20 protein-coding genes are annotated in these 23,379 nt (G+C 57.9%); 15 read left to right on the top strand and 5 right to left on the bottom strand.

The window, feature by feature from the left end; translation table 11 throughout:
* The first annotated feature begins 270 nt into the window (after positions 1-270).
* From AC2TDJ_RS15005 to rpoD, 8 genes are all read left to right on the top strand, one after another.
* Positions 271-1,701 carry a Glu/Leu/Phe/Val family dehydrogenase gene (locus AC2TDJ_RS15005; protein ID WP_480843304.1) on the top strand — a complete coding sequence of 477 codons (1,431 nt, stop codon included), beginning with the start codon at positions 271-273 and terminating at the stop codon, positions 1,699-1,701.
* Positions 1,702-2,412: 711 nt separating this feature from the next.
* Positions 2,413-3,666 carry a sarcosine oxidase subunit beta family protein gene (locus AC2TDJ_RS15000; RefSeq protein ID WP_480843302.1) on the top strand — a complete coding sequence of 418 codons (1,254 nt, stop codon included), beginning with the start codon at positions 2,413-2,415 and terminating at the stop codon, positions 3,664-3,666.
* 56 nt (positions 3,667-3,722) lie between these two features.
* Positions 3,723-3,986 carry a sarcosine oxidase subunit delta gene (locus AC2TDJ_RS14995; RefSeq protein WP_480843300.1) on the top strand — a complete coding sequence of 88 codons (264 nt, stop codon included), beginning with the start codon at positions 3,723-3,725 and terminating at the stop codon, positions 3,984-3,986.
* Complete coding sequence (locus AC2TDJ_RS14990) at positions 3,983-6,916, top strand: sarcosine oxidase subunit alpha family protein (protein WP_480843298.1); 2,934 nt, start codon at positions 3,983-3,985, stop codon at positions 6,914-6,916. The genes AC2TDJ_RS14995 and AC2TDJ_RS14990 overlap by 4 nt, the downstream gene beginning before the upstream one ends.
* Complete coding sequence (locus tag AC2TDJ_RS14985) at positions 6,909-7,454, top strand: sarcosine oxidase subunit gamma (protein ID WP_480843296.1); 546 nt, start codon at positions 6,909-6,911, stop codon at positions 7,452-7,454. Before AC2TDJ_RS14990 ends, AC2TDJ_RS14985 begins: the two co-directional genes overlap by 8 nt.
* Positions 7,455-7,488: 34 nt before the next feature.
* Positions 7,489-7,785, top strand: coding sequence for a hypothetical protein (locus AC2TDJ_RS14980; RefSeq protein WP_480843294.1), 297 nt, complete (start codon positions 7,489-7,491; stop codon positions 7,783-7,785).
* 78 nt (positions 7,786-7,863) lie between these two features.
* Positions 7,864-9,816, top strand: coding sequence for a DNA primase (gene dnaG, locus AC2TDJ_RS14975; RefSeq protein ID WP_480843292.1), 1,953 nt, complete (start codon positions 7,864-7,866; stop codon positions 9,814-9,816).
* 114 nt (positions 9,817-9,930) lie between these two features.
* On the top strand, positions 9,931-11,922 hold the full coding sequence (rpoD, locus tag AC2TDJ_RS14970; RefSeq protein WP_480843290.1) for an RNA polymerase sigma factor RpoD: 1,992 nt from the start codon (positions 9,931-9,933) through the stop codon (positions 11,920-11,922).
* A gap of 185 nt (positions 11,923-12,107) precedes the next feature.
* On the opposite strand, the gene AC2TDJ_RS14965 is transcribed toward rpoD, so the two are convergent.
* Positions 12,108-13,130, bottom strand: coding sequence for an AraC family transcriptional regulator (locus AC2TDJ_RS14965; protein ID WP_480843289.1), 1,023 nt, complete (start codon positions 13,128-13,130; stop codon positions 12,108-12,110).
* 375 nt (positions 13,131-13,505) lie between these two features.
* On the opposite strand from AC2TDJ_RS14965, the gene AC2TDJ_RS14960 reads away from it, so the two are divergent.
* The 6 genes from AC2TDJ_RS14960 (at position 13,506) to ribD (ending at position 17,072) form a co-directional block, all read left to right on the top strand.
* A complete protein-coding gene (locus AC2TDJ_RS14960) occupies positions 13,506-13,928 on the top strand; it encodes a thiol-disulfide oxidoreductase DCC family protein (protein WP_480843287.1) in 423 nt (140 codons plus the stop codon).
* Complete coding sequence (locus AC2TDJ_RS14955) at positions 13,918-14,478, top strand: DUF4166 domain-containing protein (protein WP_480843285.1); 561 nt, start codon at positions 13,918-13,920, stop codon at positions 14,476-14,478. Before AC2TDJ_RS14960 ends, AC2TDJ_RS14955 begins: the two co-directional genes overlap by 11 nt.
* A 78-nt stretch (positions 14,479-14,556) precedes the next feature.
* Positions 14,557-14,949, top strand: coding sequence for a hypothetical protein (locus tag AC2TDJ_RS14950; RefSeq protein WP_480843283.1), 393 nt, complete (start codon positions 14,557-14,559; stop codon positions 14,947-14,949).
* A 23-nt stretch (positions 14,950-14,972) separates the two neighbouring features.
* On the top strand, positions 14,973-15,383 hold the full coding sequence (locus tag AC2TDJ_RS14945) for a secondary thiamine-phosphate synthase enzyme YjbQ (protein ID WP_480843282.1): 411 nt from the start codon (positions 14,973-14,975) through the stop codon (positions 15,381-15,383).
* A gap of 121 nt (positions 15,384-15,504) precedes the next feature.
* Complete coding sequence (nrdR, locus tag AC2TDJ_RS14940) at positions 15,505-15,975, top strand: transcriptional regulator NrdR (protein WP_039534475.1); 471 nt, start codon at positions 15,505-15,507, stop codon at positions 15,973-15,975.
* Entirely contained in the window at positions 15,972-17,072 is a 1,101-nt protein-coding gene (ribD, locus tag AC2TDJ_RS14935; RefSeq protein ID WP_480843280.1) for a bifunctional diaminohydroxyphosphoribosylaminopyrimidine deaminase/5-amino-6-(5-phosphoribosylamino)uracil reductase RibD, read from the top strand. Before nrdR ends, ribD begins: the two co-directional genes overlap by 4 nt.
* Here ribD and AC2TDJ_RS14930 read toward each other — a convergent pair.
* The 3 genes from AC2TDJ_RS14930 to AC2TDJ_RS14920 form a co-directional block, all read right to left on the bottom strand.
* Positions 17,069-19,069, bottom strand: coding sequence for a capsular polysaccharide biosynthesis protein (locus AC2TDJ_RS14930; protein WP_480843278.1), 2,001 nt, complete (start codon positions 19,067-19,069; stop codon positions 17,069-17,071). The genes ribD and AC2TDJ_RS14930 overlap by 4 nt on opposite strands.
* A gap of 3 nt (positions 19,070-19,072) precedes the next feature.
* Positions 19,073-20,206 (bottom strand): polysaccharide biosynthesis/export family protein, encoded by a 1,134-nt coding sequence (locus AC2TDJ_RS14925; protein ID WP_480843277.1) that lies wholly within the window; start codon positions 20,204-20,206, stop codon positions 19,073-19,075.
* Positions 20,207-20,298: 92 nt separating this feature from the next.
* Positions 20,299-21,564, bottom strand: coding sequence for a capsule biosynthesis protein (locus AC2TDJ_RS14920; protein WP_480843275.1), 1,266 nt, complete (start codon positions 21,562-21,564; stop codon positions 20,299-20,301).
* 164 nt (positions 21,565-21,728) lie between these two features.
* Here AC2TDJ_RS14920 and AC2TDJ_RS14915 point away from each other — a divergent pair, with 164 nt between their 5' ends.
* Positions 21,729-22,316, top strand: a complete 588-nt coding sequence (locus AC2TDJ_RS14915) for a riboflavin synthase (protein WP_480843273.1) — start codon at positions 21,729-21,731, stop codon at positions 22,314-22,316.
* A gap of 3 nt (positions 22,317-22,319) precedes the next feature.
* On the opposite strand, the gene AC2TDJ_RS14910 is transcribed toward AC2TDJ_RS14915, so the two are convergent.
* On the bottom strand, positions 22,320-23,309 hold the full coding sequence (locus tag AC2TDJ_RS14910; RefSeq protein ID WP_480843272.1) for a phosphatase PAP2 family protein: 990 nt from the start codon (positions 23,307-23,309) through the stop codon (positions 22,320-22,322).
* Positions 23,310-23,379: the final 70 nt, after the last annotated feature.

The following is a 23,379-nucleotide window of genomic DNA, read 5'->3' as shown; positions in this document are numbered from 1 at the left end:
AATTTAGACGTGGATCATGGCGAGATTTGGGCGCTATGGCCGCTATATTGCTCATTTCGCGTGAAAAACGGCTTTAGTAACACCAGTTTTGGCGCGTTTGTTTCGAAGGAATTGACAATTGCAGCCTGAAATTTCGCATGCGACTCATTCGAAGCTGGAAACGCGTTGTTCATAAAATGATGAAAAAACGTGCAATTGGTGATTGCGGCTTCGTGACAGTGGTGCGACAAAAAGTCATGACGTTTGTCATTCGCCGACACGGAGGAATTTATGACCGGCATCAAAGAACCCAGCTTTCGCGAAAGTGTTGATCTGATGTTCAACAGGGCAGCGTCCCTGATGGACCTACCGCCGGGCCTTGAGGAAAAAATCCGGGTCTGCAATGCAACATACACAGTGCGGTTCGGTGTGCGGCTGCGGGGGCAGATACACACATTTACCGGTTATCGTTCCGTTCATTCCGAACATATGGAGCCGGTCAAGGGTGGTATCCGTTTCGCGCTTGCCGTGAACCAGGATGAGGTCGAGGCGCTGGCAGCCCTGATGACCTATAAATGTGCGCTGGTCGAAACTCCGTTTGGTGGTTCGAAAGGCGGATTGTGTATAGACCCGCGCCAATATGAAGAACATGAGATGGAGCAGATCACGCGCCGTTTTGCCTACGAACTGGCCAAACGCGACCTGATCAACCCGTCTCAGAACGTTCCAGCCCCCGATATGGGCACGGGCGAGCGCGAGATGGCCTGGATTGCCGACCAGTACGCGCGCATGAACACGACGGATATCAATGCACGGGCCTGTGTTACCGGCAAACCGTTGAACGCCGGAGGGATTGCAGGCAGGGTCGAAGCCACCGGCCGAGGTATTCAATACGCGCTGCGCGAATTCTTCCGTAATCCTGAGGACGTCAAGAAGGCTGGATTGTCAGGTAAACTCGACGGCAAAAGGATCGTTGTTCAGGGGCTGGGCAACGTGGGTTATCACGCCGCAAAGTTCCTGAGCGAGGAAGACGGCTCGCGCATCATCGGTATCATCGAATGGGATGGCGCCCTTTACAATCCGGACGGCATAGATGTCGAAGCCGTCCGCCAGTGGATCGTCAAACATGGCGGGGTCAAGGACTATCCCGACGCCACGCATTCGGCAGATGGCGCCACGGTACTAGAGGCTGAGTGCGACATCCTGATCCCCGCGGCACTGGAAGGGGTGATCAACCTGTCCAACGCCGAACGGATCAAGGCTCCGCTGATCATCGAGGCGGCGAATGGCCCCGTCACGGCCGGCGCGGACGAGATTTTGCGCAAAAAGGGCACGGTGATCATTCCCGATATGTATGCCAACGCCGGCGGTGTGACCGTATCCTATTTCGAATGGGTCAAGAACCTGAGCCATATCCGCTTTGGTCGTATGCAACGTCGTCAGGAAGAAGCGCGGCATGAATTGATCGTCAGCGAACTTGAACGGCTGGACCGTTATCTGGGCGATGCGTGGTCGATGTCACCGGATTTCAAGGCGAAATACCTCAAAGGCGCAGGCGAACTCGAGCTGGTGCGGTCCGGTCTCGATGACACCATGCGGATTGCCTATCAATCCATGAGCGAGGTCTGGCATGACCGTGCTGATGTCGAGGATTTGCGCACTGCTGCGTATATCGTCGCCATCGACAGAGTGGCGAAAAGCTATCGCGCCAAAGGACTCTGATCGGAACCAAAAACAGGTGGTCGGGCCAGGTTCATTGGTCCGATTGCCGTTCTTCCTGTAGGCACCATGATGTAGCTGAGGGATCAGGGCGGGTGAAGTTCTCCCAATAAGCAGTGACCATATCGGCCTATACCCCATTGCAGTTGTGCACCAACCTAACTGGATCACGACCGCCTTCTGGTTGGGTGGCGGAGATTTCGCCACAAACCGGGTTATGGGCTTAGAGGCGCCATCCACAGGCTTAAAGGCGGAGCTTTCGCGGACGCTTTGGTCTGCTATGACCGGTTTTCCACAATTTTGGCCTGTCGGGAAAACACCTGTGGGAAGTTATGGGCGACATACGGGTAAGCGCTCCCTTTTTATTTGTGTTGGTCAATGGTGCCAGTGTTGTCGCTTCGCATCAGCTGCGGTCGGACTGCGAAAGGCACGCCTGCGGTTCTGAAGGATTTACCCAGGTTATCTGCAAGAGGCCCTGAGCCATTAATCCGAACCTGAAGGTTGGACTGGCATTTGCGGTCTTGTCGGATTCCGCGACAAATGACCTCGAAGTCTTTCAGCTGCATTTCTGAAGTACGCTGTGATCGTGTGTTTCCGCCAAATTACGTCGCGCACAGACAAGTCTGGGTCGAAAACGGTTGCGGAACGCCCCGAGGACATTGTTACTGCTGGTCACAGTTGGTTCGATGCCGACACACCTGCAGGGAGGTTTGAATGCGCTTTTCCGGCTTGCGAGTCCTCAAGGAAGGTCTGACCGGTAACAAAGGTTGGACGCCGCATTGGCGTGACCCCGAGCCAAAGGCTGAATATGACATCGTCATAATCGGAGGCGGCGGCCACGGGCTCAGCACCGCATACTATCTGGCCAAAGAGCACGGGCTGACCAATGTGGCTGTGCTGGAGCGTGGCTACATCGGTGGTGGTAATGTCGGGCGCAATACGACCATCGTTCGCGCAAATTACTTTTTGCAAGGAAATTCAGAATTCTATTCGCATTCCTTGAAGTTGTGGGAGGGGTTGGAAGAAGATCTGAACTACAATGTGATGCACTCGCAGCGGGGTATCATCAATCTGTTCCATTCGGACGGGCAACGCGATGCGGCGGCGCGTCGGGGCAACATGATGATCAGCCAGGGCGATGACGCGATCCTTCTGAGCCGTGACGAATTGCGCGAGATGCTGCCCTACCTGAATTACAACGACCTGCGGTTCCCGCTGTATGGCGGGCTGTATCATCCTCGGGGTGGAACAGCGCGCCATGATGCGGTCGCCTGGGGTTTTGCACGGGGGGCGGATCAGCGTGGCGTCGATCTGATTCAAAACTGTGAAGTCACGGGTATCGATATCGAAAACGGCGTTGTGCGCGGTGTGCAAACCTCTCGTGGGGCGATCCGGGCCAAGAAAGTCGCGATGGTTGTCGCCGGTCGGTCAGGCCAGGTGGCTGCAATGGCGGGGATGCGCTTGCCGATCGAAAGCCACGTACTGCAGGCTTTCGTGACCGAGGGGCTCAAGCCCTGCATCGACCATGTCGTGACCTTTGGCATGGGACATTTCTACATCAGCCAATCCGACAAAGGCGGTCTGGTTTTTGGCGGCGATCTGGATTTCTACGCCTCCTACGCGGCGCGGGGCAACCTGCCGACAGTGGAAAATGTCATGGAGGCCGGGATGGCCCTGATGCCGATGATCGGCAAGGCGCGGGTGCTGCGATCCTGGGGAGGGATAATGGACATGTCGCCGGATGGCTCTCCGATCATCGACAAGACGCATATTGACGGGCTCTACCTGAATTGCGGCTGGAACTACGGAGGTTTCAAGGCCGTGCCCGGATCGGGCAATGTCTTCGCCCATCTGATTGCGACCGACCGATATCACGAGAACGCCACGGGGTTCCGGCTGGATCGATTCCGCACCGGGCGCGGGATCATTGATGAAGAGGGCAAGGGCTCTCAGCACAATCTGCATTGAGGTGGGGCGATACCGGTGTCGAGTATTTCTAAGACAGTGAAATTGGGAGCGCGGTCATGAGGATCACCTGTCCACATTGCGGTGAGCGGGATCGGCGCGAGTTCTATTATCGCGGCGCTGCTGTGGATCTGGAAAGACCGGCACCTGATGCCGGAACGGATGCCTGGGACGACTTTGTCTATTCGCGGGAAAACCCAGCGGGTCCCACGCGTGAGCTTTGGTACCACGAGGGTGGCTGTGGTGCCTGGGTTGTCGTGACCCGCGATACGGTCACACACGAAATGCTAGGGACGCAACTGGCGTCGGAGGAGCGTTCATGAGGATCGACGGCAAAGGTCTGATTGACCGCACTGAAACGGTGCCGTTTGTCTTTGACGGTGTCAGCTATACCGGCTTCCGTGGGGATTCTCTGGCCTCGGCCTTGTTGGCCAATGAGGTGCGCCTGATGGGACGGTCATTCAAATATCACCGCCCTCGTGGCGTGTTGACGGCCGGCAGCGAAGAACCAAACGCGCTCGTGACCGTCGGCAATGGCGGCGCGCAAGAGCCGAACATGCGCGCGACGATGCAGGAAATCTATCCGGGGCTTGAGGCGCGCAGCCAGAATCGCTGGCCCAGTCTTGGGTTTGACCTGATGTCGGTCAATGACCTTGCGGCCCCGTTTCTGGGGGCAGGGTTCTATTACAAGACCTTCATGTGGCCCAAAAGCTTTTGGGAAAAGCTCTATGAGCCCGTTATTCGGCGTGCAGCCGGGCTTGGTGCGCTGTCCGGGCAGGACAATACCGACAAGTACGAAAGCGCTTATGCCTTTTGTGATCTACTGATCATCGGAGCGGGCCCCGCGGGTCTGATGGCGGCTTTGGTGGCCGGACGCGCCGGGGCGGATGTCATTCTGGCGGATGAAAACGCCCGTATGGGCGGGCGGCTTCTGGCTGAAACCTACGAAATCGACGGCAAACCGGGTCATGTTTGGGCAGAAGACGTTCTGTCCGAGCTTCAGGTCATGGACAACGTCCGCCTGATGACCCGCACCACTGTGACGGGGGCATACGATCAGGGCACCTTTGCCGCGCTTGAACGGGTCCTGCACCACACCGATCGCCGCCCGAATGGCGCACCGCTTGAGACCTATTGGCGGATCGCGGCAAAGCGGTCGGTTCTGGCTGCTGGTGCACTGGAACGTCCGGTGGCGTTCCGCGACAATGACCGACCGGGGATCATGAACGCGGGTGCTGTGCGGGCCTATCTGAACCGCTGGGGCGTTAGCCCGGGACGGAACGTCACGATCTTTGGCAACAACGATGACATTCACCGAACGGCACGTGATCTGCTTGAGGCCGGGGTCCATGTCGCGGCCGTAATCGACAGCCGCCACGATGCGCCACTGTCGGATGATTATCAGGTTCTGCGGGGCGCGCAGGTCTGTGGCAGTTCGGGCGGGAAGGGGCTGGAGGCAATCACGGTGCGTCGCGCCAGCGGAGAGGATCGCATTCATACTGACTGCCTTGCCATGACCGGGGGCTGGAACCCGTCGGTTCACCTGACATGTCATATGAATGGCCGTCCGACCTGGCAGCGCGACATCGCCGCCTTTGTCCCAACGCCGGGCGCAGTGCCCGGGATGGTCACGGCCGGGGCGTGCTACGGATCGTTCTCGACCGCTGCATGCCTTGGGGAAGGGATCGCGGCTGCGGAAAACTCATTGGCCGAACTGGGAATGAAAGCTCCCAAGACGGAGTACCCCGAGGCAGACGACACGCCGTACGAGATCTCGCCGCTTTGGGCTGTTCCGGGCAAGGGGCGGGCGTGGCTGGATTTCCAGAACGATGTCACGGTCAAAGATGTCAAACAGGCAGCGACCGAGAATTTCCGGTCTGTCGAGCACATGAAGCGCTACACCACGCAGGGCATGGCGACAGATCAGGGCAAGAACTCGAACGTTGCTGCGCTGGCCGTTCTGGCGGACGCGACCGGGCGTGGGATTCCGGAAACCGGGACGACCACGTTCCGCCCCCCGTACTCGCCCATGGCCATTGCCGCATTGGGTGCAGGGGCCGAGGGGGCAGGCTTCAAACCGCAGCGGTTTACCACCTCGCACAAGGCCTCGGTCGCGCGGAATGCGCCGATGATCGAGGCTGGGCTGTGGTATCGCCCCAGCTATTTCCCCCAGGCGGGAGAGACCACCTGGCGGCAATCCTGCGACCGTGAGGTCAACTTGGTGCGCCAGGCGGTCGGCGTTTGTGACGTTTCGACCCTGGGCAAAATCGACATTCAGGGTCCGGACGCCGGTGCTTTTCTGGATTTCGTCTACACCAACATGTTCTCGACCCTGAAGGTGGGCCGCGTCCGCTATGGTCTGATGCTGCGTGAGGACGGGTATGTCATGGACGACGGCACAACCGCGCGATTGGGTGAGACACACTACGTGATGACAACCACAACCGCCGGCGCAGGCGACGTGATGAAGCACTTGGAGTTCGTGCATCAGGGGTTGCGACCGGACCTGGATGTGTCGTTCACCTCGGTCACCGAGCAGTGGGCTCAGTTTGCGGTCGCCGGGCCGAAATCCCGTGAGTTGCTGAACGGTCTGCTGGACCAGCCCATTGACGATGAAAGCTGGCCGTTCATGGCCTGTGGAGCAATTGATGTAATGGGCGTTCCGGGTCGATTGTTCCGCATCTCGTTCTCGGGTGAGCATGCCTATGAAATTGCCGTGCCTGCCCGCTATGGCGCCAGCATGTTCGACATTCTGACCAGACGTGCCGAGGCGCTGGGCGGGGGACTTTACGGGATGGAAGCGCTGAACGTTCTGCGGATCGAGAAGGGCTTTATTACTCATGCCGAAATCCATGGGCGCACCACGGCTTACGACATCGGCATGGGGCGGATGGTCTCGCAAAAGAAGGATTGTATCGGCAAGACCATGTCCGAACGACCGGGTCTGGAAGAGGCTGGGCGAGAACGGTTGGTAGGTTTGAAGCCCATCGGCGAAAGCAAGCAGTTACTGGCCGGGGCGCATCTTTACAACGAAGAGGCAGAACCGGTGCGGACCAACGATCAGGGATACATCACATCGGTCTGCTACTCGCCGACGCTGGAAACGATGCTGGGCTTGGGTTTTCTGGCAGACGGTCCGGAACGGTATGGAGAAGTCATCAAGATGGTGGACCATTTGCGTGGTGTGACAACTCTGTGTGAAGTGGTGAACCCGGTCTTCTTTGACCCGGAAGGAGGGCGTGTTCGTGGATAAACTGATAGCCAAATCGCCCTGTGAAGGGCTGCTTCCGTTGACCGTGGGTTCCGTGACGCTGAGCGAGGTGGATGCTGGTTCTGTTCACTCGATCTCTCCCTTTAAAGGGCAGGCAAAAGCACTGTCTGACGCGATGAAGAAAGCGCATGGGATGACCTATCCTGCGGCCAATCGTGCGACCGGAAACGCCGGTGCGCGCGCCGTGTGGTTTGGTCGTGCGCACGCCGTGCTGATTGGACCGACACCGGATGCCGCGTTGCCAAAACACGCCGCCTTAGTGGATCAATCCGATGCATGGGCCATTGTTCGCATCGAAGGTGACGGGGTCGAGGCTGTTTTGGCCCGGCTGGTTCCCGTGGATCTGAGGGCGGCGCAGTTCAAACGCGGCCATACCGCGCGCAGCCTGCTGTTTCATATGACGGCCTCGATCACTCGGGTCGGGGAAAGCGCGTTTCAGATCATGGTTTTTCGATCCATGGCAGAAACTCTGGTTCACGATTTGAAAAGGGCGATGGAAGGCGTCAGCGCTCGGGGGTAAGCTGCGGCTGAAGAAATGATTCCGGGGGTTTTCCATGTTGCGTATCGCGCTCGTCGCGGCTCTGTTAGCCAGTCCTGTGGCTGCCCAAGAGACCAAAGAGCAAAGCTGTAAATATCAGGCTGATGTTGTTGCCGCGATTCAGAAGGCGAGGTTGGATCGCGTGAAGGAACGCGATGTCGCGCAGGCCGTGGCCGAGAGCAGCCCGACATGGCCCGAAAACTACAATGCCGCGATACCGCTGATCACTCCGTGGGTTTACGAACAAAAGATGCGCGACGTGCGGAAAAAGGACTTGGGCGCGGCCTGGTTGGAGCTGTGCTTGCAGCAGTAATCCACAGCCAGCCCATTTCCTTGTGGATAAGCGCGCCATCCCCTTGGCGCGCGTTTTCATTTCTGGCAGGTTCTAAAAATGTCATTGCCCCCCGGATTTCTGGATGAACTGCGTACCCGTCTGAGCCTGTCTCAGGTCGTCGGGCGCAAAGTCATCTGGGATCCGCGCAAGTCCAATCAGGGCAAGGGCGATATGTGGGCGCCATGCCCATTCCATCATGAAAAAACGGCTTCGTTTCACGTCGACGACCAGAAGGGGTTCTATTACTGCTTCGGATGTCACGCCAAGGGCGACGCAATCAGTTTTGTGAAAGAGACCGAGAATGTCTCGTTCATTGAAGCGGTCGAGATATTGGCGCGAGAGGCCGGGATGCCCATGCCCGCTCGTGACCCCAAGGCGCAAGAAAAGCAGGATCATCGCTCGCAGCTGGCTGACGTGATGGAGCAGGCGGTGCAGTTCTTTCGCTTGCAGCTCAAAACCGGGGCAGGGGCGGACGCGCGCGATTACCTGTCGCGTCGTGGGCTGAAGGCCGAAGCACTGGAGCGGTGGGAGATCGGCTTTGCTCCGGACGGTTGGCAGGCGCTATGGGATCATCTGCGCGGCAAAAACGTAGCCGAGGATCTGATCCTTGGGGCTGGTTTGGCAAAGCCCTCAAACAAGGGCAAAAAGCCCTACGACACCTTCCGCAACCGAATCATGTATCCGATCCGCGACCCGCGTGGGCGGTGTATCGCTTTTGGTGGTCGGGCGATGGACCCGAATGACAACGCCAAGTACCTGAACTCGCCCGAGACGGAATTGTTCGACAAGGGGCGCAGCCTGTACAACCACGGGCCGGCGCGACAAGCCGCGGGCAAGGGACAGCCTTTGATCGTTGCCGAAGGGTATATGGATGTAATCGCGCTGGCCGAGGCCGGGTTCGGCGCATCGGTCGCACCGCTGGGAACGGCGATCACCGAGCATCAGTTGCAACTGCTGTGGCGCATCTCAGACGAGCCGATCATCGCTTTGGATGGCGATACCGCTGGTCTGCGCGCGGCGATGCGGGCGGTCGACTTGGCATTGCCGTTGCTGGAGGCGGGTAAGTCACTGCGCTTTGCGCTAATGCCTGAAGGCAAGGACCCTGACGATTTGCTGCGCGCCGAAGGCGCAGGGGCAGTTCGATCAGTTCTGGACGGTGCCATTCCGATGGTGAAGCTGCTGTGGCAGCGCGAGACTGAGGGCAAGGTTTTTGATAGCCCAGAACGCAGATCTGCATTGGACAAAGCGCTTTGGGAGAAGATCAAGTTAATCCGAGATAAGTCGATACGAAATCACTATCGGCAGGAGATCCGGGATCTACTTTTTCGTTTTTACCGCTCTCAGAAAAAGTTCCCTGTAAAAAATTGGAAATCCAATCGGGAAAGGGATCGCAAAACTGCCGGACCTACACAGGGTGCACGCACTTCCTTCTTGGCTGCTAACGACAACAGCGCTGCTATTCGGCTCCGTGAAAGTGTCATTCTTGCAGTTGCTATATTGACGCCTGCTTTGGTGGTGCAGTTCGAAATTCAGATCGACGAAATGACATGCTTGGATCCCGAACTAAATGCCATGAGAGATGTCTTGTTGCGACATGCGGTTGATGATCCGGACAACATTAAAGATCATATTGTCGCAGCTTTGGGACCGGAACCCCTTGAAAACCTGCTGGCCCTTCGCCATGTCGCAGTGATCCCCTGTGTGTACAAACCGGGCGACGTAGAAAAGGCCGAGATGACGCTGGCCGAGGAACTCGCAAAGATCAAAGCGCTCCGGGGGTTGGATGCTGAAATTGCCGAAGCGGCAGAGGAGTTGTCTGATCTGGCCGATGAGGCGCTGACATATCGGCTGGCGCAAGCCGCCGAAGAGCGCAACCGCACAAGCCGCAGCCAGAACGAGGACAAGGCCGTTTTCGACATCGCCGACAATGGCGCGCGAATCAACCGCGACGAGAAAGACGCGTTCGAAGCCATCATGTCAGGCATCAAATTCGAACGGAAACGCCGGTAAAGTGGTGTTTTCGTAAGGCACTGGAAAAGAAAAACGGGTAAACGGGTGGCCGAATCACTTCTACGCGCTAATGATTCGGGTCAAACGAATCACCCATCCCTGCAGGAGCATTGAATGGCCGCCAAGGATACGAACGAAGACCGCAAATCCGACGAGCAGGAACAGGAAATCTCGCTGGACATGAGCCAGGCCCAGGTCAAGAAGATGATCGCCGAGGCTCGCGAGAAAGGTTACATCACCTACGACCAGCTCAATCAGGTTCTGCCGCCTGATCAGGTCAGTTCGGAACAAATCGAAGATGTCATGTCGATGTTGTCCGAAATGGGCATCAACATCATCGAAGATGAAGAGGCCGAAGAGGAAGAGAACAAGGGCTCGACCGAACTGACAACCACCGAAAGCAACCGTGAGGTTGCTCTGGCTGGTGCCGCGACCGAGAAACTGGACCGCACCGACGACCCCGTCCGCATGTATCTGCGCGAGATGGGGAGCGTCGAACTGCTGAGCCGCGAAGGCGAGATCGCCATCGCCAAGCGGATCGAAGCCGGCCGCAACACCATGATCGCCGGTCTTTGTGAAAGCCCGCTGACCTTCCAGGCGATCACCATCTGGCACGACGAATTGCTGTCCGAAGACATTCTGCTGCGCGACGTCATCGATCTGGAAACGACTTTCGGCAACCAGTTGGACGAAGAAGGCGATGTCGAGGAGCCCGTTGTCGACACGACTGCGGTGCAGGCGGCAAAGCCCGCAAAGGAAGACGCCGGTCCGGAACTCGACGCGGACGGTAACCCGATCGCCACCGATGATGACGACGATGACGACGATCAGGCGAACATGTCCCTTGCCGCCATGGAAGCGGCGCTGAAGGATCAGGTCCTGACCACGCTGGAACGGATTTCGAGCGATTTCTCGATGCTGTCGGAGATGCAGGACAGCCGGATTTCGGCCACTCTGAACGAAGACGGTACATTCAGCGAAAAGGATGAAGAGACCTATCAGAAGCTGCGCGCCGAGATTGTCGAGCTGGTGAATGGGCTTCATCTGCACAACAACCGGATCGAAGCGCTGATCGATCAGCTTTATGGTATCAACCGCCGCGTCATGTCGCTGGACAGCGCGATGGTGAAGCTGGCCGACCAGGCCCGTATCAACCGCCGTGAGTTCATCGATGCCTATCGTGGCCGCGAACTGGACCCCAACTGGCTGGCCGAGATGGCGGAAAAGCCCGGTCGCGGCTGGCAGATGTTCATCGAACGCTCGTCCGGCAAGGTTGAGGAGCTTCGCAACGACATGGCGCAGGTCGGGCAGTATGTCGGTCTGGATATTCCCGAATTCCGCCGCATCGTTCAGCAGGTCCAGAAGGGCGAGAAAGAGGCGCGGCAGGCCAAGAAGGAAATGGTCGAAGCCAACTTGCGTCTGGTGATCTCGATTGCCAAGAAATACACGAACCGTGGCCTGCAATTCCTTGATCTTATTCAGGAAGGCAACATCGGCTTGATGAAGGCGGTAGACAAGTTCGAATACCGCCGCGGCTATAAGTTCTCGACCTATGCGACCTGGTGGATCCGTCAGGCGATCACACGCTCGATTGCGGATCAGGCCCGTACGATCCGGATCCCTGTCCACATGATCGAAACGATCAACAAGCTGGTCCGGACAGGCCGCCAGATGCTGCACGAAATCGGCCGCGAACCGACGCCGGAAGAACTGGCCGAAAAGTTGCAAATGCCGCTGGAGAAGGTTCGCAAGGTGATGAAAATCGCCAAAGAGCCGATCTCTCTCGAAACGCCGATCGGCGACGAGGAAGACAGCCAGTTGGGCGATTTCATCGAGGACAAGAATGCTGTGCTGCCGCTGGACAGCGCCATTCAGGAAAACCTCAAGGAAACGACCACACGGGTTCTGGCCTCGCTCACCCCACGCGAGGAACGCGTTCTGCGAATGCGCTTTGGCATCGGCATGAACACCGACCATACGCTGGAAGAGGTTGGCCAGCAATTCAGCGTGACCCGCGAACGTATCCGCCAGATCGAGGCGAAGGCGCTGCGGAAGCTTAAGCATCCCAGCCGTTCACGAAAGCTGCGATCGTTCCTCGATCAATAAAGTCAAAGGCGCTTCAATCGAGGCGCCTTTAATTTTTTGCGGTCACGCAAATTCACGTTGTCCGAACCTGAAATCAAATTGGCGGGAACTCGCAAGGGCGGCGCGCCTGCGCCATCTATATCGCCATTGTCCACTCACGGGACAGGCCGGGGCGAGGTGGCAACACCGATGACCCCCGGCCACCCTCAAGTCCGAGAGAGAGGGTGATCAACCCGCTTGCGGAACGTGCTGGGGGCCTGACCGGTCCAGCGCTTGAATGCGGTTGAAAATGCCGCTTGGTCGGCATAGCCCAGTGAGTACGAAACCTCGGACAGAGGCATGCCGTTCTTGATAAATGTCTGTGCGAGATCACATCGCAAGTCTTCAACAATCTCGCGATAGCTGGTGCCTTCATCGGCCAGCCGACGTGCGAGTGTGCGCGGGCTGAGCGCAAGGCTGGCGGCAGCTTCCTCGGCTTGTAGAACCCGACCCGGCATTGAGCGTGTGATGAGTCCTTCGATTCTGGCTCGTGTCTTTTTCTGGAGTGCAGGTCGCTCGGACAGCAACCTTTCGCCATATTCCAGCAGGTGGGCGCGCAGACTTGGATCGTAAGTTGGAACAGGCAAATCCAGCGACGACAGGGACAGGATGATCTCCATTCTCTCGGCCCCAAAGCTGACCGGAAATCCACCGATCTTGTCGTACATAGATGTGTGATTGCCGATTTCATGTTGAAACCGCATTTCGAGGGGATGCAGCTCCACCCTTGTCAGAGCGCGCATGCGCGCGACCGCAGCAAACAGCAGAAACTCTGTTCTGCGGTGATAGCGCGAGTAACCGGGATCTTTCCAATCGATTTCAAAGGATGCTGCATTGCTGGATTCACGCAACCTGAACTTCAACGCGGGGTCGATCATCCAATGAAAGCGCGCGGTGTTTTCTATCACCTGTCGCAGATCACGCGAGTATTTGCTGATATAGGCCGTCACACTCGACGAGGCCTTGAATTCCAAACCCGCGCAAGCCCCGAAAGTGATGTCATTGAGTGCATCGCACGCATGGCGCACGAACAGGGCCTCCTTGAGAGCGCTATAGCTTTTGGTGGGCGGGGCGATGTCAGCGCGGCTCAAACCGCAGATGCTCAGTACGTCATCCGTCACCGCCGGGTCGCCCGAATGCTGATCCAGTTCTCTGGCCAATAATTGAATTCTGGAAATATCAACGTCCATAAATCTGTCTGGCAAACAATTTCGAATACGTTCAAACGTAACTGCAAAAGGGCGTTCACTGCCAGCTTTTGTCACGGCACTCGGTTCGGTCAGATAGTTTCCGTATCGGTTGTCAGCAACTCACAAGGAATTGTCCGCTACGCAAATGAACCGGACAACGGTACAGCCTACATAACCGTTGTTGTCGGGTCAGCACCTTTCGGGGATGAGGTCAGAGCCTGATTGAACGGCCGACCATCCCGCTTCAAGTAAGGCTCCCCGGCACGCCCCTTTGACTCGGAATCGCAAGGTTCTCGGGCTCGTTGTGTCGCATTGCCGCCCTTGGTCCGACGTGCCAAGATCCCATCGTAAAGCGCGGTAATCACGTGTGATTTCATGCATCCGTCCATTTTAGAACAGAACTTGATTGTCTTTGACGGTGAATGCGTACTGTGTTCGGGTTTTTTCCGTTTCATGGTGCGTCATGACCGGAGGAGGCAATTCCAGTTCGCCACTGCGCAATCCCTGTTGGGGCAACGGCTGTACACGGACCTCGGGTTGCCGACGCGGGAATTCGAGACCAACCTGGTCATCATCAATGGGGCAGTCCATCAACGGCTGGATGCCTTCGCCGCTGCAATGCGGGCTTTGCCGGGCGTATGGAAAGCACTCTCCCTCTGCCGGTTCCTGCCGAAAATGGTGAAAGACCCGCTTTACCATCTTATCGCACGAAACCGATACCAACTGTTCGGCCGATCAGAGACGTGTCTTGTCCCGGATCAAACTCTTCTGAGCCGCTTTGCGCCCGATGGGTATTGAAACGATGGCTGACCCGTTCCTGCGTGCCGTGCCGCATTCCAACGGGTTGCCCTCGGCTGTCAGAGACCTGCACAGTCGGCCCGGCCATTATTCTGGCCGATGTTCGATTGTCCATGGCACGGGTGCCTTGACAGCGTTGGCGTTGCGCGTTGGGCGGTTTCCGCCACCGGCAGATGACGTCCCTGTGATCCTGACAACTCGGAAGGATGGAAAGCAATGGGTCTGGATTCGTGATTTCGCGGGGCATCAGACCCGCTCGCGCCTATGTACTGATCCGAGGCACGGTTTGGTGCGTGAAAAAATCGGCGGCCTGACAATCTGGATGCGACCTGACATGTCTGAGGGTAAATTACACCTTGAAATCACACGCCTTAGGATCTTTGGGTGTCCGTGCCCCAGGTACCTGTTGCCGCGTTCGATCTCGGTTGAATGGCAGGATGAACAGGGCCGGTTTCGGTTCGACATATCGGCGGAAATGCCCGTACTAGGGCGGCTGATCCGGTACAAGGGCTGGTTGACACGCGATCACGCAAATCCGCAGGATGCCTGACTTGATTGTGAGTCTCTCTGTTCCCGGGCGTATGGCAAACTAGTTGTGCGACAGATCGATGTAAGGAAGGTATTGGCAATGAAACGGATTATCACTTGTACAATTCTGGCCATGTTCGCGCTGAACGTTCCGCTGACAGCGAACGCTGCCCCTAACGGCTATCAGACCGAAGCGATCAACAGCACGGAATTCGAAGTCATTCCGCGGGCCCGAACGGACATTGACGGCTATTGGTGTGCGGCCGCCGATTTCGCCCGCCGCAAATTGGGTGCGGGATGGCAGCAACAGATATATGTTCTGCGAGGTTACGGGCCCAGCGTCACGACGGGCCGGCGCACGGCCGTTCAGTTCTCGCTGAAAATGCCAACCAACGTAGAGCAGCAAAGCAGCATCTCTGCAGGATTCAAGGCAGGCGACAGCATGTCGGTGCAGGGCGCAAACGGCCGCTGCCGGGTTCGCCCGGTTTTCTGATCAAGGCTCAGGAGAAGGCGAAGGTGCAAACCGAATTCACGATCCAGACACAGGGCGCGGGGCTTTACGAGTTTACCGCGCCCGTGCGGTCTTGGCTGATGCCTGCATCGGATGGGTTGCTGACACTGTTCGTCCGCCACACATCGTGTTCCCTGCTGATTCAGGAAAATGCAGATCCAGAAGTTCAGACCGATCTGAAAGAGTTCTTTGACCGTTTGGTGCCGCCATCCGACCACCCCACAATGTCTTATCTGCGGCATACCTATGAGGGTCCGGACGATATGCCGGCCCATATCAAGGCGGCTGTGATGCCGGTTTCGCTGTCGATCCCGGTCACCGGCGGGCAGCCGGTTCTGGGCACGTGGCAGGGCATTTACCTGTTCGAACATCGCAATGCGCCGCACTCTCGGAAAGTCGCGGGGCATTTTGCCTGACCCCTTTATTTAGCGTTGCAAAATTCCAACTACCCAAACCCTAGCGGCTGTCCTATAGTTGTGGATAAGTAGGCCGAAGTGCTTACAACAAGAGGCGGAACTAGGGACGAGGAGACGGCGGATGCGCTGCCCGTTTTGCGGAAATATCGACACTCAGGTCAAGGATTCACGCCCGGCGGAAGATCATGTCGCGATCCGCAGGCGTCGGTTCTGCCCGGCCTGTGGGGGCAGATTTACCACCTACGAACGGGTGCAGTTGCGCGATCTTGTCGTCATCAAGACCAACGGAAAACGTGAAGATTTCGATCGGGACAAGCTGGAGCGTTCGATCAGGATCTCGATGCAGAAACGCCCCATTGACCCCGACCGGATCGACCAGATGATCTCGGGCATCGTGCGGCGTTTGGAAAGCATGGGCGAGACGGATATTCCGTCCAACAAAATCGGTGAAATCGTTATGGAAGCGCTGGCCCGGATCGACACTGTGGCATATGTTCGGTTCGCGAGTGTCTACAAGAATTTCCAGGCGGCCGATGATTTCGAGGAGTTCGTCCACGAGTTGCGCCCGCCGCAGCCCTCAACGGACGAGTGAACGAAACTGACAAGCGATATATGGCGCTGGCCCTGTCACTGGGGCGGCGCGGGCAGGGCACCTGTTGGCCTAATCCGTCGGTGGGGTGTGTCATCGTGCGCAGTGGCCGCATCATCGGGCGCGGTTGGACGCAACCCGGTGGACGCCCTCATGCGGAAACCGAAGCATTGGAGCAGGCAGGTGCCGCAGCACGCGGTGCAACAGCCTATGTTTCGCTGGAGCCGTGCGCCCATCACGGAAACACACCTCCTTGTGCGCAGGCGTTGATTGACGCAGGTGTTGCGCGGGTTGTTTCCGCAATAGAAGACAGCGATCCGCGCGTGGCTGGGCAAGGCTTCACAATGCTCCGCGAAGCTGGGATCGACGTGGTCACAGGGGTGCTTGCCGATCAGGCCGCGTTGGATCACGCCGGGTTTTTCCTGAAAACCGAACAGGGCCGCCCATTTGTTACACTCAAACTGGCCAGCAGCTTTGATGGACGGATTGCCACCGAAACCGGTCACAGTAAATGGATCACCGGCCCCGAAGCCCGACGTGCCGTTCACGCAATGCGCGCGCGGCATGACGCAGTGATGGTCGGTGCCGGAACAGCGCGGGCGGACGATCCCTCGCTGACCGTGCGGGACATGGGCGTCACCCGGCAGCCGGTACGGGTTGTCGTGTCCCGGCATCTGGACCTGCCATTGATGGGCCAACTTGCCCGGACAGCCGAGGAAACCCCTGTCTGGCTGTGTCACGGCCCGCACCCGGATGCAGAACGAGCTCGCGCATGGGAGGGGCTGGGCGCGCGCCTGCTGCCCTGCGCGCTGCAGGGACATCACATTGACCCCGCCGACCTGTTGCATCAGCTGGGGCAGGCAGGGTTGACACGCGTTTTCTGCGAAGGCGGTTCGGCTTTGGCCGCGTCATTGCTGGCCGAGGATCTGGTGGATGAACTGGTCGGCTTTACCGCCGGTTTGACCATAGGGGCCGAAGGGTTGCCGGCTGTCGGGGCGCTACGTCTTGAAACACTGGACAATGCACCTCGGTTTGATCTGATCGAAACGCAGAATATCGGCGGGGACGTCCTGCATCGATGGGCGCGTGTCACGCGCTAGCGCCACAGATGCGAATGGGTTGCCAGGGCACCCTGGAGTTTGCACAACACTCGGTTCAATGCACCGGTCGGCGAGGAATATCCCTGAGCCAGACGATCAACAACCACTTCGACAGGGCAGGGTAGGCCCGTGACCGGATCCTGATAGCGGGGATAGTCGATCAGTGTTGCGTGAACCAAGCCCATCAACGATGGCCGTGCCCCGCGCCGTGCCGGGACTGCTCCCAAATCGGTTGTCAGCCCCCAGCCTGCGTAGAACGGTGCCCCCAACGTGGTTACAGAAACGCCCCGCAGCAGCGCCTCGAACCCCAGCAGTGAGGTCATGGTCCAGACCTCATGGACCTGCGTAATCAATGATGCGGGGTCGGTTTCTCTGACGATGACATCGGCCAGATCGGCCGCGCCGATGCCGCCATCCCGCAATCCGGCCTCGACGTCTGGATGGGGTTTGTAGATCAGGATTGCGCCGGGGTTCGCACCGCGTGCTGCGCGCAAGAGATCCAAGTTGGTTCTTACGTCGCTTGTGCCAGTTAGGATCGACGCATCATCCTCAACCTGTCCGGGCACGAGAATGCGGTGCCCCTCGGGCAGGGCGGGCGTTTCGCCTCCGGTATTGTACTTGCTCAGACCCTGCGCGAGCAAACTGGCGACCAATCGTTCGGCGCGGCGCTGCTGATCGGGGCGAAGGGTTTCGCGCGCTGCGATCAACTCTTCCAGTCGGCTGGGGCGGGTCGGGTCGTAATAGATGCCCAGATCATCCGTCACCAGCGACACCGGCGGTACAAGCTGAGCGCCAAGCCCACGGGAGCGTAGAAAACCGTCCTCGATCCGCACGGCGTTCTGGGTATTATTGGCCCGGCTGGCCCAGACCATGTGCGGCCGTGCGGGGGCTTGCGGAGGTTCAGCCACAAAACGAATTCCCCGATATCGCCCGAACATCCGCTGGAGGTGTGGCCGTTTCCAAAGGCGCATCCCAGAAGCAGTCCAGCCCTTGTGGTCCTCTCGCCACGCGCGTGTCTGCGCTTCGAGTCCGTTCACCGCCGTTTCAAAGTCGCATAGCTGATCGCGGTATGGATCGTACCATGTCGGGTAAAGGACCATCGCCGCCGCGAAAAGCTGCGCGCGCGTCAGGTTGCGCTGACGGCGGGTGAGCGGGCTTTCGTCCTGCGTCAGCCCCCAGCCTGCGTAGAACGGCTGCCCAAAAACGCGGGGCTTATGGCCTGCCAGAATAGCCTCGAACCCAAGTTGCGAGGACAGCGTATAGACGCCAATTGCGCCTTCCAACAGGGACCAGGGGCTGATGGGATCGCGCAACATCGATACCCGCGCGTTCAGGTCCTGATCCGTGTAACATCCGCCCCTATGGCCGGCCAACGTTTCAGGATGCGACTTGATGACGATCCGTGCGCCCGGGTTTTCCTCCTGCGCGATGACCAGCATTTCAAGGAACCGCGCGCGGTCACCCTTGCTGGCTGTTACGGCGGCATCGTCCTGTGTTTGATCCACTACCAGTACATAGCCGGGATCGGGTGGAGCCAGGTCCAGATCAAAGGCCGAGTACTTGCTCAGGTGCAGTTCACGCAGCCGCCTGATCCCGCCACGAGCGCGGTCCAGCAGGGCCGTGTCGTCCAGGGGATGCTCTGCCAGTATACGTTCAAGATCTGATGGGGCGGACGGATCAAAATGCAAACCCGTTCGGTCCAGCAAAAGACCCATCGGCGCCTCCCCGCCGCGTCCGGGGTTCAGTGACCGGAGAAAGGCATCCTCGACCCGCAAGACGGGTACGTCCCGTTTTTTGGCGATAGTCAGCCCGCGATGTGCAGTTGGGCTATTGCCCCAGACACCAACCCAGTCGCCGGTCCCGGGCAATCCCAGCCGGATGTCGTAGCCAGCCAGAGACAGAATCCGCCGAACCCGCCGTTGTGTCAGGAATCCGCCATTGTAAACGAAAAGCCGGGAACGACTGTCCCCGGCGCCGGACTCCGTTTCAGAAAGCATGCGTCAGCCGCCCGTCAAGGTCGCCACATTCGCAAATGGGGTCAGACCGCCCGCGATGAGGGAAATGGACTTGGACCATTGCGCGTAGGGTGCCTCGGTTACGTAAATCGTGTCGTCGTCGCGAATGACGAAATCGCGGGCGATGAACAGCCCGTTTGGGGCGGTCAGGTTCAGCAGGTAGATCACGCGCTGATCGCCTTCCAAGTTAGGCTGTCCCATAACGTTGCGGGCAATGTCCTGACGCTCCTTGCGCAATACAAAGATACCAGTCGGGTCCGAGGAGAGGGATTGCAGCCCGCCCACCTGGGCCAGGGCCTCGAGCGCTGACAGATCCTGGCTGTCGAAGGCGACCCGGGATTGGCCGCCCGTTGCGCCCAGTGCGATATAAGATCGGCTGTCTTCCTCGACCAGAATGCGGTCACCGCCCCGCAGTGCGATATCGGTTTCCGGATTGCGGAACAGGTCTTCGTACCAGATCGTGCCCTTTGTCCCATTGCGGATAACCGTCACAAGCGCGATATCCGTGGCGACCGTTACGCCACCGGCATTGGCCAGCATACCCGACAGGGTGCGGGTGGGCTGTTCGATCGGGTAAATGCCCGGAAGACCAATGGTGCCCGTCAGCGATACCGACGAACCTTTGCCCGCCACACGTCGCACCTGCACTTGCGGGTCAGGCGTCTGCTCCTGAAGCTTCTGGGAAATCTGGTTGCGCAATTGCTCGGGCGTATTGCCTGCGGCACGCAGGCGACCGGCGTAGGGCACAAAGATATACCCCTCGCTGTCGACCTGTACTTCGTCCAGCGACGTAGCGCCGCCGGTTTCGGTGGTCAGCAGGCCGTCATCGACGTTTTCCCAGATCGTCAGTCCCAGGACATCCCCCGGCCGCACGGTATCCGCAGTAACACTCTGCGCGTTTCGAAAGGACTGAGAGAACCCGTAATGCGGTATGGCAGAAGTCGCTTTCGCAACGCGATCATCGACTTCCACAACAAAGGCGTTGCCGCCGTTTTCAGTCGATCCGGACAGAATTTCGGTCTTGTTTGGCCCGGCCTTCGGAAGCTGACACGCTGACAAAAGGCCGCAAACAGCCAAAAGGGACGCTGCCCGTACCCACCGGTTTCGAGATCGCTGCACTGCCGATTTCCCTCAGTCGTCTTTGTTGTGTTTTATTGTTTTGCGCAGGCTACTCATTTTGTTGCAAAACATCCAGCCAATGGTGGCGCGCTCTACCTAACGATTTTCAACTGTGGCGTCATGGTCGCGTTACCGGCGAGGATCGTCTGGTATGGATCTTGCGGCCGCAGCATCATATCCACCGCCCGCCGCAACAACTGCCGCCGCCCGCGCCGGGAATAAAATCCGCCCGGAACCTGGCTGGTGCTCAGCAGGAAGTCGCGATACCTCTGGTAGGCTTCGCTGTCCGGAGCGGTGGGGGTTGTAAAGAACGCCGCAACAGGTTGTTTTGAGACGAATTCGGGCTTGTCGTAGACAGAACGCCCGAAACTTCTTAACGGAATACCCCTCCACAACACCTGCTGACCCGCGGTCGAATTGATTGTCACGGCCGAACTGGCCTCATCCAGCAAGCGCGCCAGTTTTCCACCGGGCACATAGTGGATGCGGTCGGCAATTCCGTGCGCGCGCGCAGCATCCCGTACTCGTTTCCGCAGGGGTTCGCGTTGATTTTCCAATGGGTGCTCCTTGATCACAAGTCTATGATGCGCTTGGGCGCCCTGGGCGAAGCCGGCAATCATCTGTTCGACGAATTCGGTCATTGTGGCGTATTCGGAATGCGCCTGGACGGAACTGTCATGCCCCAGTTGCAGCAAGACCAAGTGATAAGGAAAGCCGCCTCGTCGGACGCGGGCCGTGGCCAGGCTACGCTGGAGGCGGTGGAGAGGCATCAGTGCCAAACGTTTGAAATATAGTTTGAATTCTTTTGAGACCGGCAACTCTCTATGACGGCGAAAATTGCGATAACGGCCATTCCGGAACAAAACGAACCAGTGATACAGCGCGCCGTAGAAAATGTGTTCCCGCATATCGCCCCAATGCGATGGCGGCGGTGGCGCGGGATTTTCCGAATGCGCCATTGCCTGAGTCATCTGATCGACAGTCAGGTCCATCAGGAGGGAGTTGCCGTTCGATCCCGAGCGCTCATAAGTCACCCACCAGGGACGCAGGTAGCCTTCCTCGAACACATGGACGGTCGCGCCCCGACGATGGGCGATTTCCACGGCGCTGGCATGAACCGGGCGCGTATCACCATAGAGCACAATATCCGTCACGCCATGGTCGTCCATCAGGCTGCTGAGAGTATCTGGCCAGTCGTCCGGACAGCCATGGAAAGCAACATAGCTTTCCCGATCCCACCAGAAAGCCTGATCTCCGGCGTTGAACCCAACCCGCAAAACAGTCGCGCCCGAAGCCCGCAAAATGCGACCCAGAGCGCTGAAAAACGGGCCGTGCGGTCCCTGAAGAAACAGGAACACGCGCTTATCTGGTTTGGTTGCAATAGGGGGCAATGGTGCTGCTCTGTTCGTGATTATTCCCTAAACTATGCCTGTTTGCACAATTCCGGGCAAGGCAGGGCTTGCCCGTTCGGCCGCTTGGGCTTACCTCGGCTCTGAAACCTAGACGCAAGAGGGTTAATAGAATGTTCACAGGGATCGTTACCGATGTCGGCACTGTTACTGAGTTGGATCAGCAAGGTGACCTTCGCGCGCGGATTGCCACCAATTATGACACGGCGGGCATCGACATTGGTGCGTCCATTGCCAGCGACGGGGTTTGCCTGACCGTAATCGCCCTGGGAGATGGCTGGTATGACGTGCAAATCAGCGCCGAGACCGTTTCGAAGACCAATCTCGACACGTGGACAATTGGCAAAAGGGTCAATCTGGAACGGGCGCTCAAGGTTGGGGACGAACTGGGTGGACACATTGTTTCAGGCCACGTGGATGGAGTGGCCGAGGTCGTTGACCTCAAGGATGAGGGCGACAGCACACGAGTGACCTTGCGTGCACCGAAGGATTTGGCGCGCTTTATTGCACCAAAAGGTTCCGTGGCGCTGAACGGCACGTCATTGACAGTTAATGATGTCGACGGATGTGATTTCGGCATCAATTTTATTCCGCACACCAAAGAGGTAACGACCTGGGGCGGTGTCGCGGTCGGCGACAAAGTGAACCTGGAAATCGATACTCTGGCCCGGTACGTCGCCAGACTGGCCGAAGTTTCCTGACGATTAGGTGGACGGCCCAAACCTGGCCGTCAGCTTCTTGGAAACCCACCATATGGCGAACGCGAGGGCAATCGAAGCATAGCCATCGACAGCGTAATGCCAGGCCAAATGAACCGATCCTAGGATGATGACCGCGGCGAAGATGGTCAGGGCTGCACCGAGATACCGTGAATATGAAAAACCATAGATAGCTAGCAATACGCTGCTGGAAACATGCATACTGGGCATGGCCGAGATGCCGCTGATTGGTCCGCCGTTGAAATACCCGTCAAGCAGGAGTTGGTGCCACTCCAGAGCCCAGACTGGGCTAATCTCATGTGATTGACGAAGCAACTCGATTTGCGGTGTAAATGTGTCGCCAAAGCCAAATGCCTCATAGTAGACTGGACCGACAGAGGCAAAGATAGTGGCAAGAAGATTGCCGCCGATGGCCCAGCTCAGTGCGAAGGCGACCAGAAAAACAGTGCTTCTGTCAGGATCGCGACGGTCTAAGCAGGCGAGACAGACCGCTATGTAAATCAGGACGAACCAACCATGATAAGCCATGTTGATCGCGGTTGTGACATATGGGGAACCCAGGGCAGGCCAGAGGAGCGTCCAAACGTCATGACCTTGGTGAAGGGTTCTGTCCAATTGGGCAAAAAAAGGATCCCATGAATACGCAACCAAATTGGGTATTTCGTCTTTGAGATACGAAAACGTAACGATTAGCGGTACAATGCTCAGGTAGCATACAATCGCGTCAGAAGTTCTCTCCCGGTCCGAAAGCGTCGTTCTCAGGTCGGAAAGCATCCAGTGAATTGGCTTGGAGGGTTTCGCTTTGACAACCGCAATAGCCAGCCGCCAAAGAAAGTAGTTTGACGCTATAAACATAGATAGCGTGGTGAAACTATGCAGGATGTTTGGTGCAGTGGATGCCCAGTAAGAGCGGCCCGTGTAGATACTAACAACTATCCCGCAGAGTACATGCAGCGACACGATGGAAATTAACAACCTGTTTCGCCTGACAACTCCCGAAAAGTAGGACCTTTGTTGGGGTAATTCTGTTGAAAAAAACACAGTC

The organism is Ruegeria sp. HKCCD6647-2, from assembly GCF_057221075.1.
Note: the sequence above shows the minus strand (reverse complement) of the source record. Positions and strands in the feature narration are given on the sequence as shown.